Annotated in this window: 8 protein-coding genes; 5 read left to right on the top strand and 3 right to left on the bottom strand. The window is 48.1% G+C overall.

The annotated features are described in order from the left end of the window. The first annotated feature begins 113 nt into the window (after positions 1 to 113). The 3 genes from BUB16_RS00840 to BUB16_RS00830 all read left to right on the top strand — a co-directional run bounded on the left by BUB16_RS00840 (position 114) and on the right by BUB16_RS00830 (position 6,009). Positions 114 to 689 (top strand): sigma-70 family RNA polymerase sigma factor, encoded by a 576-nt coding sequence (locus BUB16_RS00840; RefSeq protein WP_073058921.1) that lies wholly within the window; start codon positions 114 to 116, stop codon positions 687 to 689. Positions 690 to 968: 279 nt separating this feature from the next. Further along, a complete protein-coding gene (locus BUB16_RS00835; protein WP_073058920.1) occupies positions 969 to 3,353 on the top strand; it encodes a protein kinase domain-containing protein in 2,385 nt (794 codons plus the stop codon). Positions 3,354 to 3,402: 49 nt separating this feature from the next. Further along, complete coding sequence (locus BUB16_RS00830) at positions 3,403 to 6,009, top strand: serine/threonine-protein kinase (RefSeq protein WP_073058919.1); 2,607 nt, start codon at positions 3,403 to 3,405, stop codon at positions 6,007 to 6,009. A gap of 402 nt (positions 6,010 to 6,411) precedes the next feature. Here BUB16_RS00830 and prfA read toward each other — a convergent pair whose 3' ends face one another. Beyond that, complete coding sequence (prfA, locus tag BUB16_RS00825) at positions 6,412 to 7,485, bottom strand: peptide chain release factor 1 (protein WP_434083884.1); 1,074 nt, start codon at positions 7,483 to 7,485, stop codon at positions 6,412 to 6,414. Between the two features lie 185 nt (positions 7,486 to 7,670). On the opposite strand from prfA, the gene BUB16_RS00820 reads away from it, so the two are divergent. Next, entirely contained in the window at positions 7,671 to 8,831 is a 1,161-nt protein-coding gene (locus BUB16_RS00820) for a 5-(carboxyamino)imidazole ribonucleotide synthase (protein ID WP_073058917.1), read from the top strand. Between the two features lie 195 nt (positions 8,832 to 9,026). Then, entirely contained in the window at positions 9,027 to 9,521 is a 495-nt protein-coding gene (purE, locus tag BUB16_RS00815) for a 5-(carboxyamino)imidazole ribonucleotide mutase (RefSeq protein WP_073058916.1), read from the top strand. A gap of 115 nt (positions 9,522 to 9,636) precedes the next feature. Here the strand turns inward: purE and BUB16_RS00810 are convergent, their stop codons facing one another. Then, positions 9,637 to 11,211 (bottom strand): RagB/SusD family nutrient uptake outer membrane protein, encoded by a 1,575-nt coding sequence (locus tag BUB16_RS00810; RefSeq protein ID WP_073058915.1) that lies wholly within the window; start codon positions 11,209 to 11,211, stop codon positions 9,637 to 9,639. A 67-nt stretch (positions 11,212 to 11,278) separates the two neighbouring features. Beyond that, the gene (locus BUB16_RS00805) at positions 11,279 to 14,446 is read right to left on the bottom strand and encodes a SusC/RagA family TonB-linked outer membrane protein (protein ID WP_084087930.1); all 3,168 of its coding nucleotides are present in this window, start codon (positions 14,444 to 14,446) and stop codon (positions 11,279 to 11,281) included. Between the last annotated feature and the right edge of the window lie 338 nt (positions 14,447 to 14,784).

The following is a 14,784-nucleotide window of genomic DNA, read 5'->3' as shown; positions in this document are numbered from 1 at the left end:
TTTTTGGCAGAATCTCTTTTTTAAAAAAGATAGATGCATAACACGCCCATATGTGTATACGAAATATCAAACAGAATTAGGTCATTTAGGATTAAACAATTAGTACTTGAAGGATGGAACAATCTGAGGTAACGCAGCTATTAATCCGCCTTAAGAAGGGAGAGAACGGTATTTATGACCAGCTCTATCCCCTTATTTATGAGGAGATGAAAAAATTAGCCTATGTGCAAATGAGCAAACAGTCGCCGGATCACACGTTGTCCAAGACTGAACTGGTCCATGAAACCTATCTCAAAATGATTGATCAGACGCAGCTCGACTTCAAGGATAAGAGTCATTTTCTGGCTATTTCTTCCCGTTGCATGCGTCAAATACTTATTGACTATGCCCGTAAAAAAAATGCAAAAAAACGGGGTGGAAAAAAGAAGGATCTGACCTTTATTGATGAACTTTTTGAAGGTCAGGATAAAAAAGCCCAGGAACTTATTGATATAGATGCGGCACTCAATGAACTGGAAAAATTAAATGAACGTCTCACCAAGGTCGTCGAGATGCGATTTTTCGGGGAAATGACCATTCAGGAAACGGCTGAAGCCCTGGATGTATCAGAAAGCACCGTAAAGAGAGACTGGATGAAAGCACGGGGTTGGCTTTATAAAGAACTTAAAGGGCAGTTTGAGGTTAAGTGAGCCATTTCTTGACCATATTGCGTATATGTAGATGGGACTGTATAATCCATACTTTTGATACTTTGGCTGGAATATATAGTGGACACTCATTTTGCAACCGCAGGCAAACGTAATCTGCATTTCTCATCTCAAATCATGGAAGTGCTTCTAAGCAAAATTTCTTTCCGGAACCCTTTGGGGCCTCAGAGGGCACGCGAGCTCCATACATGTCAAGCTATCATAGTCTCCGGGCTGCAACTATCATTCGACCTTTTGGGCGGATTACAAAATTAAAACTTTATGACTGATCTCAACTGGGAAAAAGTTGAAACCATTATTGACATAGTATTGGAACTGCCGGAAGAAAAGCGCAATACCTTTATAAAAGAACAGTGCGGGGACAACCTAAAGCTTAAAGGGGAAGTAACCTCCCTGTTAGAGTCTATTTTCCATTCCGAAGGGTGGCTTGAAAATCCTCAGGATTACAAACAAGATTTCTACAAAGAAATATCAACGGATATGGAAGTACTCTCTCCCGGCCCTTCCCTTATAGGACAATCCGTCGGTTCTTATACCATCAAAAAGCAAATCGGGGCGGGCGGGATGGGATCCGTTTATCTTGCTGAACGCAGAGACGGACAGTTTCAACATCGTGTTGCGATAAAAATTATTCAGCACGGGAAGGCTACCCGCGAAAACATCCGCCGGTTTCAGCGAGAGCGTAATATTCTGGCCGGACTCAACCACCCGGGAATTGCTAAACTTTTCGACGGAGGCGTTACTGAAGATGGCTATCCCTATCTGATTATGGAATATGTTGAGGGCATTCCCATAGACAGGTATTGCCGAAAGCACAATTACTCTGCGGAACAAAAGGTTCTCCTGTTCCAACAAGTGCTTGAAGCGGTTCGTCATGCCCATGAAAATTTAGTCATTCACCGCGACCTCAAACCGGGCAATATCCTGGTTAATAAAAATGGCAATGTAAAGATCCTGGATTTTGGTATTTCCAAGCTGCTGGAGGAAGAGGAAACAGCTGCCACGCTTACACAGACCGGTGCACGGTTGCTGACGCCCAGGTACGCAGCTCCGGAACAGATTACGCAGTCGAATATTACAACAGCTACCGATCTTTATGCTCTCGGTATTATATTTTACAAGCTCCTGTCCGGCACAGATCCCTTTGATCTGGATCGGCTTTCCCGTTACGAGATGGAGCAAACGATATTGAAGCAGGAACCGTCTAAACCCAGTACCAGGGTTTCCGCTCACACCCTTCAGAAACAGCTAAAAGGCGATCTTGATGCTATAACGTTAAAATCCATCCGCAAAGAACCCGACCGGCGCTACCGGGTAGCTAACGAGTTTCTGGAGGATCTGCATAACTATCAGCAGGGATTGCCGGTTTCAGCCCACGCCGATACTTTTAAATATCGCAGCAGGAAATTTTTTTCACGTCACATGTTTGGTATCGCTACGCTGACAGCATTCCTGCTTCTTCTTGTCAGTTTTACCATACTGCATACCTCTCGCATAACAGAAGAGAGAAACAGCGCTCAAAGGGAAGCGGAACGGGCAACGGAGATCAAAAATCTTTTTAATGACATCCTGCAGCAACAGGACCCCTTCTCTCAACCCGACCGGAACATTACGCTCGCCGAAGTTCTTGACAGGGGTGCAGAAGACATTCGTCAAAGCCTGAATGGTCAACCCGAGGTTAAGGCAGAGCTGCTGGGTTTGTTGGGCGAGAACTATGTTTCTCTCGGCAATTTTGACAAAGGAGAAGAATTGCTGAGCGACGCCCTTGCTCTTTACTCCTCTTCGCAATCCGAAAGCGCCCGACAAACCTACATCAGCAATCTCGGAAGAATCGGAAGGGTTTATTACCGAACAGGACGGTTTCAAGAGGCGGAAGCTTCATTTATGGAAGCGCTGCAACTTGTCAAATACAAATACGGGGACGACACCCACTATGCGGCTCCTTTCTATGGTTCGCTGGCCTCTATTTACAGGGAGCAGGGTCGGCTGCTTAAAACTGAAGAGTATTACAAAAGAGCTATTGACCTGGCCGATTCCACGGAAAAAAAATCACTTGCGGTGTCTTTAGGCAATTTAGCCATTGCTTATCGGGACCAGGGAGAATTTGAAAAGGCCATAGACCTGCATAAACAAAGCCTGAAACTCGAAAGGGAAGTAAATGATACCCTCCATCCTGATTTAGCCAGCGCCCACAACAACCTGGCATTCACCTACCAGCAGATGGGTAATTATCCCAAGGCTGATTCGCTGCATCAAATAGCACTGGAGATGCGTCGCGAGCTCTTTCCGCCGGACCACCATCATATTGCTTCTTCTCTCATTCGGTTGGGGTTACTAAAAATCAAACAGCTCCACACCCGTGAGGCTGAATCACTGCTGAAAGAAGGATATGATATTCTGAGTCAAAAGCTGCCTCAAGATCACTGGCAGGTTATAAGCGCCAGGGGCGGATTAGCTGTCAGCCGGGCAATGCAGGGTAACTTTGAGGAAAACATTCCTGTTGTTGAGCAGGCCTATGAACAATTTTGCGAAAAATTTGGCGATCAGGATTGGCGCAGTCTGGAAGCAGCCTCGGCACTCTCCAATCTATATCAATTATGGGGAAAACCGGAAAAAGCCGAATATTATTCGGCCAAACAGGAATAGCTGCTATTACGTACTAACCATTATACTCAAAAGCAGGAGGTTAACAGCAATGGGTGAAGAAAACTGGGAAAAAATAGAAACGATTATTGACCGTGCTCTTGAACTGCCTGAAAGCCAACGCGACACATTTATTACTGAGCAATGTAAGGGGAATGAGCGGCTTAAAAGTGAAGTAACCCTGCTGCTGGAATCCATTTTTGACTCTGAAGGCTGGCTGGACGACCCAAAGGATTATAAAGAAGAGTTTTATAACGATATATCAGATGACGTAAAAGAGCTATCCTCCCAACACACTCTTATTGGTCAAAAAGTGGGTTCCTATACCATCAAAGAACAGATTGGCAAAGGCGGCATGGGAGCTGTTTTTCTTGCTCAGCGATCAGATGATTCCTTTGAGCACCGGGTCGCTATTAAGATTATACGAGAGGAACGGGCTACCCAAACCAATATCCATCGTTTTGAGCAGGAGCAGCGTATTTTAGCTCAGTTGAATCATCCGGCCATAGCACAACTCTATGACGGTGGCATCACGGCCGATGGCTTTCCCTATATTATCATGGAATATGTGGATGGCACGCCCATGGATGATCATTGCCGAATAAATAAGTGCTCCATCGATGAGATCGTATCTCTCTTTACCCAGGTACTGGAGGCGGTCCGTTACGCACATGAAAACCTGGTTATTCACCGCGACCTTAAACCTGACAACATCCTGATCGACGACTCCGGAAACGTTAAAATCCTGGATTTTGGTATCTCAAAGCTGCTTAAAGATGAGAACGGCTCAACTCGGCCTACCGAAGAAGCCCGTTTGCTGACTCCCCGATATGCTGCACCAGAACAAATCCGCCAGGAGCCGGACAAGACCTCCACTGATATCTATGCGCTGGGAGTTGTTTTTTATGAGCTGTTAGCGGGTACCGGTCCCTTTGCATTTAACGATCGTTCCCATTATGCCATCGAGCAAACAATCCTAAAGAAAGAACCGCCTCAACCCAGCACTCAAACAGCGGACAGCACACTTCGGAAAAAACTGGAGGGCGATTTGGATGCGATTGTTCTCAAAGCGATACGCAAAGATCCGGAAGACCGATACCGGGGGGTGACAGAGTTTTTGGATGATCTTTATAACTATCAACATAATTTGCCGGTTCATGCCCGGAAAGGAACGACCATCTATCGCCTGTCTAAATTTTTTAAACGCAACAAAAAGGGATTGGCTATTGCTGCAGGCGTCATCCTTCTACTTGTAAGTCTTACAGGTTTTTATACCTGGCGCATTGCTCAGGAACGCAACCATGCTCAGCTTCAGGCCGATCGTGCCGAGGAAATCACCAACTTTTTAGTGTCTATATTACAGTTAAATAATCCCAGTGAAAATGTAGGCAAGGATATTACGGTCAGTGATGCGCTGCTTCACGGTATCGATTATGTCGAGCAGCAGGAGATGTCCGCCTTTAACCGAGCTACCATCCTGGGCACGATCGGTTCCATCCAGATCAATACGGGAGATATTGAGGAAGCGGGCATCACGCTTGAAAAGGGGATGGCGTTTGTCACGGATTCACTTACAGAACAAAGCGAGAAGACGATTGCTATCGGCACAAAATATGCCGAATGGCACGAGGATGTGGGAAATACCCGGGAAGCGGAACGCTATTATAACCTGACGGATTCCCTTTTCCGGGCCCATCAGTTAACGAACACCTTAACGTTTTATGCCCACCAGCTCAATTACAGTGATTTTCTGCTGGAAAACGGTCAGTATGAAAAAGCCTTACAAGTACTTGCTCAGTCGGAACAAAATCTTAACAATACTGCCGGTAAGAACCCTTCACTGCTTGACTTACAGGCTGATTTGTATAATAACCGGGGACGTGCTTATAAGAATATGGGTGAACATCGGAAAGCTCTTGACAATTTGGATAAGGCACTGACCCTCAAGCAAGAGATTTATGAGGAAAACAACCCGAAAATAGGAAGACTCTACCATAATATGGGCGTTGTGTATGCAACAATAAGTGACTTTGGACAAGCAAAAAAAATGGCTGAACAAGCCTATACGATACGTGTTCAGACATTGGGACCCGAACACCAGCTGGTAGGATCGACATTGCATCTGCTGGGTAACATCGCTTTCGAACTGGAAGATTATGAACAAGCGTTCGAGTACAACAAAAAATCTATCGAAATCAACAAACAGAAACACGGTCCCGAACACTTCCGGTATGCCCTCGCCATCCGGGAATATGCAAAAACGTTGTCCGCTACCGGGCGGTTTGAAGAAGCCAGGAAGCAGATTGATCAGGCCATTTCCATCATTGGCGATAACTACGGAAAGGACCACCCATACTATGGCTACATGACAAAGACTTATGCTGAAATCTTCGCAGAAGTCGAAGATTACGCACAGGCAATGGAATATGGACAGCAAACCATATCAAACTTTAAAAGGAATTTCGGTCCCCAACATCCAAATCTCGGCAAAGTTTTCTGCAACCAGGCCAAGTATGCTATGAAAAGCCAGAAGTACCGGCAGGTTGACAGTTTATTCACGGCCGGTCTGGAAATCCTCGAACTCCATTTCGATCGTGACAATCCCCTCATAAGGGAGGCGGACTCCCTCCTTACCGTATTCAGGGCCAATCTCCCGTAAAAAAATACATCCCACTAACCACGGATTTTTCACGCCGGACCATCTCCGGGGGAAGAATACCATACCGTATCTCCCCCAGAGGGAGTATCCGGGCGCAATCAAAGCAGTATCAGTGTCCATCCGACTACTTTGCCTATATTTTATCTTTTAAGTATTTCCGAGCCTATGCTAATAATTTAATAGTAACCTCTCCGGCATAACTTTTTTAGGAGGTAAGCGGAAAGCTGGTGAAAGCGGGACCCACGGATTATTAACTGATTGATTTACTATGAGGGAACGCTTTATAGCCCGGCAGACACGCTTCTTTTAAATACCCGGCAGGCTCTGCCCAGAGATCGTTTATTTAATTAAACCTGGATAGGACGGATATTTACCCGCTATCGAAAGCTGCTGGTTTCCCGGCTAATTTTCCATCACTGCATTCAGCTTGTCCAGGTTATCCTGTACGCGGAGGGCTTCAATGACCTCATCCACATCTCCCTTCATAATATCCTCAAGGTTATAGAGCGTAAGATTAATTCGATGATCGGTCACCCTGCTTTGCGGGAAATTATAGGTTCGAATCTTGGCGCTGCGATCACCGGTTGATATCTGGCTCTGTCGCTCCTTATCGCGCGCTCTTCGGAGTTTTTCCTCCTCTTTTTCATACAGCTTGGAGCGCAGCATCTTCATCGCCTTTTCCTTATTCTGGTGCTGCGAGCGTTCCTGCTGGCATTCCACGACGACTCCCGAAGGCTCATGGGTGATACGGATAGCCGAATCGGTCTTGTTTACATGCTGTCCCCCGGCCCCGCTTGCCCGAAAGGTATCGATCCGGAGATCGGCCGAATTAATTTCAATATCAACTTCTTCGGCTTCGGGCAGGACAGCCACCGTGGCGGCGGAGGTATGGACCCGTCCCTGTGTTTCGGTTTCCGGTACCCGCTGCACGCGGTGCACCCCGCTTTCGTACTTCATCTTGCCGTATACTTCCTCCCCTTCCAGCCCAAAAGTGAGTTCTTTATAGCCCCCCTTTACAGAGTCATTAATACTTAACAGGTTGAGTTTCCAGCCCATGTTATCTGCATAGCGCCGGTACATGTCAAACAGATCACCCACAAAGATAGCCGCTTCATCTCCCCCCGTCCCGGCCCGGAGTTCAACAATCACATTCTTGGAATCATCCGGATCTTTGGGAATAAGCTTAAACTTAATATCCTCTTCCAGCTGCTCGAGCCGGGGTTTCAGCTCATTAATCTCCTCTTTGGCCATTTCCGTTATTTCGGCATCTCCGCCTTCCTCTATGAGCTCGTTGTTCCCTTCAATCTGACGGCCGATATCTTTCCATTCATCATAGAGTTCAACGAGCTGCTTCAGTTCGCTGTGCTCTTTCGTCAATTCGGTATACCGGTCAGGGTCATCATAGACCGCAGGATCGCTCATGGCCGCTGTCACTTCTTCAAATCGTTCCCGAACCTGCTCTAACTTTGCTTCAATATCCATGCTTAAACTGTCACTTTGAATTATTAACTTCCAAATCATCTGGGGTTAAAATACGATTCTTTCGACAAAATGAAGAATCCGGAACCGGGAATTACTCATTCCTTTTATGGAGACACTTAATTCCCAACCGAATAATTCTTATGTTCTGGATAAAAATTTAAATTCAAAATTGTGTATTCATGAGCAAAAATCCTTTATCGGCCAATTTCAGGCTTGGTTTTTTGGGAGGAGGACAGCTGGCACGCATGTCCGCGCTGCAAGCATTTCGATACGGTATCCAAGTGGGTGTCTTTTCAGACCGTCCCGAGAACGAACCTGTCCAGTTTATGACGCCTCACTCACAGACGGGATCTTTCGAATCGGCCGACGACCTCTCGGCCTTTGCTCGTTCGTGCGACGTACTTACCCTGGAAAACGAGTTTATTGATTCGGACGTGCTCTCCCGCGCCCAGGAAGCAAGCGGAACACCCATCTATCCCTCTCCCCAAACCTTTGCGCTTATTGAAAACAAGCTTATTGAAAAAATGACATTCGAGCAGGCAGGCATCGCAGTGACTCCATATGCTCTGGTAGAAGATGAGGAAGACCTGAAGTCGTTCGGGACCGACCATGGCTGGCCCTGCCTGTTAAAGTCATCCAAGGGGGGATATGACGGCTTTGGTAATGAAACCGTTCGCGATCTGGAAGAAGCGCGTGCGGCCTTCGACCGGCTGGGTGGTAATGAGGGACGTGATATTATTGCGGAAGCTTTTGTCCCCTTCACCCATGAACTGGCCGTACAAGTCGCACGCAACGAAACGGGACATGTCGTCTATCCCTGCTGCGAAACGGTACAGGAGAATCATATCTGCGTAGCCCTCAAAACGCCGGCTCCGGTTGACCCTTCGATTCAAAAAGAGGCCCGGCGGATTGCCGCTCAGGCTGCGGAAGCCATTGACGGAAAAGGCCTTTTTGCGTTTGAATTCTTTCTGACGCGGGAGGGTAATCTGCTGCTCAATGAGTCGGCTCCCCGACCCCATAACTCGGGACATTATACCATCGAAGGCTGCATAACCTCCCAGTTTGAAAATCATGTTCGGGCCGTGCTGGGACTCCCCCTCGGATCCGCCAAGCTCCGCAGGCCGGCCGTAGCGATGATCAACCTGCTTGGGGACAGCAAACGCGATGCGCAAGTAGATCAGGCTTTGGATGCCCTGCGGGTATCTGACGGACACCTGCACATCTATGGGAAGCTGGATAGCAGACCCGGTCGTAAGATGGCTCACTATACGCTCCTCGGTGAGAAACTGGAATCCACGTACGAAAAGGCCCGGAAGGTAACACAGGAAATTTCTATATAATTTGAGATGCAGGATGTTGAATTCCGGATTAGCTTTTATTCCTCATTCAACATTAAAATACCAACTTTCCTGCAGCGGTATCAGTTCCCGGTCGATGAGAGCGGCTCCTTCGCTCCTGTCATTCCGGGGTCCGGGATCCGGGAACGATATTCTAAAACGTAGAAACAGCTAATATCCATATTAAAAACTACAACAATGAGTGACAATCAACCCGCAAAAGTGGGGGTCATCATGGGAAGCGACAGCGACTGGCCCACCATGAAAGAAGCCTGCAATATCTTAGAAGAATTCGACATCCCCTATGAAAAGAAAGTAGTTTCCGCCCACCGAACCCCCGATATGATGGCCAACTACGGGAAAGAGGCGCGAAGCCGCGGTATCCGGGTCATTATTGCCGGAGCCGGCGGGGCGGCCCATCTGCCGGGCATGACCGCTGCTCATACGACCCTGCCGGTAATTGGGGTGCCTGTTAAAACAAGTACCCTGAGCGGTATTGACAGCCTCTACTCCATTGTTCAGATGCCCCCGGGAGTGCCCGTGGCAACGGTAGCCATAGGAAAGGCCGGTAATGCAGGCCTGCTTGCCGTCCGGATGCTGAGTATGGATGACTCCCGCCTTGCGGAAAAACTCCGGCAGTATCATCAGGATATGGCGGAAGCATCCAAAGCTAAAACGAAGAACCTGACATAGTGATCCGAAATATGGATCCCTTGCCTTCCCGGGATGAATTCTCCATAGGCTATGGGAAGAAAGGTATGCCCCGGCATACATCATATCATGTCCGGGGCATAGGTTGTTTCGGGCCTTAATATCCCGGATTTTGCGGGGAAATTCCTTCGGCGTCAAGCTCTGGATTGTTATTAATTTCCGTCGACGGGATGGGCAGCAGCTCGTCGCGTCCCTCCTCAAAATACGGAAGCGGATCTTCATCAAAATAACCCAGCTCTCTCCATCGCAGGATATCCCGGTTCCGGATCTCCTCTCCCCCGAGTTCCGACATCCGCTCATGCATGATAATCTCCACAACATCCATTTTATTATTCGCCGGGTACTGTGCTGTCGGATACTCGGGCATATCTACGCTCGCACGGTTGCGCACCCGGTTCAGATAATCCAGGGCCGCCGGTATATTGCCGGTTTCGTTTTCACATTCGGCCATATTGAGCAATACTTCGGCGTATCGGATCACCCGGTGGTTATTGCCCCTGAAGACATTTCCCGCCTCATCAGAGCTCAACTTGTACAATAACGTGTATTTTCGCCAGCTCATTTTTATTTCTTCCCCATGGAACATCGTAGTATTGCCGTTCTGCATATCGGCCGTCAGCACTTCCGTGCCTCCGTTAAAGGTATCTCCGGTTTTGTAGACCGACATTCCCAGGCGGGGGTCGGTCTTGGCCGCACCGGCCGGTTCATATTCAAAGTTGTTGACATAGGTAGCCGAAGGAATCAGGTTTCGCCAGGCTACCGGGTTATATTCCTGGGCACGGGCCGTTGATTGCGGGTCATTGGCGCCATCCCCGGTATATCCCCAGTTAAACGCATCATCTCCCTTATCGATAAAGACCACTTCGAATATGGATTCTTCATTAAATTCGGTTTCCTCTTTGAAATTATCAAAATAGTTATCCGTCAGTGAATAAATTCCCGAGTCAACCACCTCCTGCAGATGACTCTTAGCCGTTTCAAAATCCAGTTGCTGCATAAACACCCTGCCCAGCATGGCTTTGGCGGCTCCCCAGGTAACACGTCCCCGATCTTCATCCGGATAGGTTTCCGGCAAAACGGCCGCCGCAGCCTCCAGGTCCGAAACGGCCTGTGAATAGACCTTTTCCACGGGGACCCTGGGCTGAAACTGTTCGGGATTGTTAATCACTTCGGTATAGATGGGAACCGGTCCCCACAGGCTTGCCAGTTCATAATAAGCCCATCCCCGAAGAAACCGGGCCTCTCCTACGAGGCGGTCCCTGAGTGAGGGATTATCTTCCACATTCGAGGCATTTTGAATGACGACATTGGCCCGGTTAATCACATTATACAACCCATTCCACACGTCGTTCATCACATTATTGGTAGGGGTCCCCGCCCCGATAAGAAGCTGTCGCCGGGGCGCCTCCAGGTGTCCCCCGCCGGAGGCCACTTCATCAGATCGGAGATCGTGCAGAAAAAACCACTCTCTGGCAAACAGCTGTGCCGCCGAAACGTTTGAATAAATGGCATTGGTAGCTGCCTGAAGCTCATCACTATTCTGAAAATAGTTTTCGGGCGTTTGGTAACTCGGATTTGTCAGATCCAGATCGGTGTCGCAGGAAGAAATAATCATTGTCCCCATCAGCAAGACACTGACGGTCCATAATATATGTGAGATATAACCTTTCATAATGGTATTACTTTGAAATTGGTAATTTGAACTTGAAAATAGCGGTCATCCACAGGGCCTTTCAGCACTATAGATCTACCTGCAGACCGATTCTGAATGACCGTGCGGCCGGGTATTGTCCATAGTCAATTCCATTCGTCAGGGTATTGTTTTGGGAACCGATCTCCGGGTCCCATCCGGGATAGCCGGTAAAGGTAAACAGGTTGTAGGCTGCGACATACAACCTCAGGTTTCGGATTGTACCTCCGGATACCGCATCCAGTGTGGAAACCGGCATATTATATCCCAGCTGTATATTTTTGAGCCGCAGATACGACCCGTCTTCTATCCACCGGGTAGAGGGACGCTTGTTTCCATTCGGATCTCCGCTGATTGCCCTCGGGATATCCGTATTCCTGTTTTCAGGTGTCCAGGCGTCCAGTACCGCCGTACCGGCTCCGAACAACCGGGCCATCCCCTGGCGGACAATCCCGGCCCCGTCAAATATCTCATTACCCTGTACTCCCTGGAAAAAGAGAGAAAGGTCAAAGCTTTTGTAATAGGCATTAAAATTGAGCGAGTAGCTGAAGTCCGGAATATAGCTCCCGATATACCTTCGGTCATCCGCATTGATGACGCCATCGTCATTCAAATCCCTGAATTTCAGATCGCCGGGGGCAGCGTCGGACTGAGTGGGGGCATTCTCAACCTCTTGTTGATTTTGGAAAATGCCGTCAACGACATAGCCGTAAAAAGATTGAATAGGATGTCCGGCTTCGGTCCGGGTCAGGTCTTCTCCTCCCCCGAAGTCCACGTCGCCGCCCGCACCGATCACGGCCGTCGGGGTGTCCAGGCTCAATACCTCATTGCGCACCACGCTCACGAGTCCCGTTATATCCCAGTTGAATTCGCCCTCAACGTTGTGATAACCCAGCTGAACATCAAGTCCGTTGTTTTCCATTTCGCCTACATTCGCCAGTACCCCAACGCCGGCCCCGTTCCCCTGACCGCCTTCATTAAGCCCAAAGGAAGTGGGGATCGGTACCTCCAGCAGCAGGTTGTCGGTATATCGCTGGTAATAATCGGCAGTAAATGTTATTCTGTTAGAAAGTAAGCCCAGGTCCACACCGATGTTCCATTGTTCGGTTTTCTCCCATTCCAGGTCGATATTACCCAGCTCGCGGAAGTAGGAAGCATTGCCCACATCGTTCTCATTATTAAAGGGATAGGTGGCCGCGTTGGCTTGCAACGACACCTGCCAGGGATAATTGTCGCCGATCAGCGAAGCGTTCAGGCCCGTAACGCCATATCCCCCTCGTATTTTGAGTTCCGATATCAGGCTCTGGTCTTTCATAAATCCTTCCTGGTCCACTCTCCATCCTACAGAACCGGAGGGGAAATTAGCCCATTTATTTCCCGGTGCCCAGATCGACAGTCCGTCGCGGCGCATAGCGAGATTCAACAGGTATTTGTCATCATACTCGTAGCTCAGCCGGCCAATAAAGGAAAGAAGCCTGCTTTCACTTTCTATGGTCTCATGGGCCACATTCGTGGCTCCGGCCAGCGTTCTGAGACTGTTTGTAGAATGGTTGCCGGAAGAGATCTCATTAAAATTATCTCTCTCTTCCTGTTCGTAGACGGCCACCACATTTAAGTGATGCTTATCCAAAAAAGTCTGATTATAGGTCAACTGCTGGGTAAAAAGCAGCGTTGTATTCACATTACGCTCATTATTGATGATAGCCGTGTTGGAGCTGTTCCCTTTACTGTCGTAGATGGGATCGAACTCATCGATAAAGCCGTTGGAATAATTTACTCCGAAGGTGGATCGAAAATTGAGCCAGGGAGCGATATCCATATCCAGATAGATAGTCCCTAAAAGTTCGGTAACATCATTGTACGACTGTCCCAGCAGCCGTGCATTTTTTACCGGACTTTCCGGATCAGCGCCATCAATACTGTTTTCCGCCTCCCGAAAGCCCCCCATGGTGGTAGGGTCACGTACCGGCAGGTACGGCAGTGATCGGATCAGATGAAACAGGCGGGTCCGGTTTCCCTCGGTATCGTCAAACCGCTGTTTGGAATAGGACAGAGAAAAATTTTCGCCGACAGTAACTACATCACTGAGGTAATGCTGGCTGTTGAGTTTGAAATTTCCACGCTGGTGGTTTAATCCCACGGCAATTCCCTCTTGTTTAAAATATCCGCCGGAGAGGTAAAAGCTTGAAATATCATTGCCTCCGCTCAGCGAGAGCTGATGATTGGTCAGCAGCCCGTTTTTGAAATAGGCGTCCTGCCAGTCCGTGTTCGTTTCAGCATAGGTTTGGGATGCTCCCTCATATATCGGCTCATTAAAATTATCCGGTTCCAGACGCGGGGGTCTTGATATCCCGGCAGCGCCATTCAGTGCTCTCTCGTATTCCAGGTATTGATCGGTGTTAAGAAGATCAATTTCTTTCCACGGGGACTCTATACCGGCATACGAATCGTAACTGACAGCAAGCCTGCTGTCTCTGCTCCCCTTCTTCGTCGTTACAAGTACAACCCCATTCGTTGCGCGGGAGCCGTAAATGGCAGCTGCACTGGCATCTTTCAGAACTTCGATGGATGCTATATCGTTACTGTTGACATTCGAAATGTCGGTGGGTAATCCATCGACTACAAACAAGGGGTCCGAGGCATAGTTTATTGAGCTGATACCCCGGATCTGGACAATCGGATCCTCTCCCGGTCCGCCGTTATTCCGTACGGTCATGCCGGCTACTCTCCCCTGCAGAGACTGCTGGATATTTCCCACGGGCACTTCGTTCAGCTCTTCGGCAGATACTGATGAAATAGAACCGGTAAGGGAACTGCGTTGCTGCTCACCATACCCTACCACGACCACTTCACTACCGCTGATAACCGAAGGGACCAGTTGTACATCGATCGTTGTTCGACCATTAATGGGAAGAGATTGCGATTCATATCCGATAAATGAAAAGCGAAGCGTGTCATTTAGGCTTGGAACCTCCAACCGGAAGCGACCTTCTGCATTGGTGGTTGTTCCAATGGTCGTCCCCGCAACGGAAATATTCACACCCGGCAAAACTTCACCTGAATTCGAATCTGTAACGGTACCGGCGACTTCTGCAGTTTGTCCGTAGGCCGTTCCGCAAATCAAAGTTACCAAGACCGTTACCAGCAAGCGGTTTATTCGGTGACGGACAATCGTGTTATTTTTAATTCCTGTTCCGTATTGTAATTTTTGTTCCATATCTGGTCCCCCAATTTATGATGCAAATTATTATTTGAAGGATTATTAATAATCCATTAAACAACAATCCCTGATAGCGCAACCCGTTGCGTTGTCCCTGGTATTATTCAGCATTAATGGGAATTAATAATGACTAATATTCCATTTCCGCCTAATATTAAAATGCAACCGGTTGCATTAACAGGTTAAAAATTATTGCATAAAAAAACAAATTTTATGCAATAATTTGTTTTTATGGAAGTCTTTGAAAACCAGGAATTTTGTTCGGGGTCAAGGCTCCAGGGAGTTTGCCCTCGCATTATATCCCCCAATGTAAAAATTTCAACCGACCGATAACG

It is taken from the genome of Fodinibius roseus, assembly GCF_900129315.1.
Lineage (GTDB): Bacteria > Bacteroidota > Rhodothermia > Balneolales > Balneolaceae > Fodinibius > Fodinibius roseus.
This window is presented reverse-complemented; position numbering and strand designations above follow the sequence as displayed.

Coding starts and splice junctions, on each gene's coding strand:
- BUB16_RS00805 (WP_084087930.1), bottom strand. CDS start 14,446: ATGGAACAAAAATTACAATACGGAACAGGAATTAAAAATAACACGATT.
- BUB16_RS00840 (WP_073058921.1), top strand. CDS start 114: ATGGAACAATCTGAGGTAACGCAGCTATTAATCCGCCTTAAGAAGGGA.
- BUB16_RS00835 (WP_073058920.1), top strand. CDS start 969: ATGACTGATCTCAACTGGGAAAAAGTTGAAACCATTATTGACATAGTA.
- BUB16_RS00810 (WP_073058915.1), bottom strand. CDS start 11,211: ATGAAAGGTTATATCTCACATATATTATGGACCGTCAGTGTCTTGCTG.
- BUB16_RS00830 (WP_073058919.1), top strand. CDS start 3,403: ATGGGTGAAGAAAACTGGGAAAAAATAGAAACGATTATTGACCGTGCT.
- BUB16_RS00820 (WP_073058917.1), top strand. CDS start 7,671: ATGAGCAAAAATCCTTTATCGGCCAATTTCAGGCTTGGTTTTTTGGGA.
- purE (WP_073058916.1), top strand. CDS start 9,027: ATGAGTGACAATCAACCCGCAAAAGTGGGGGTCATCATGGGAAGCGAC.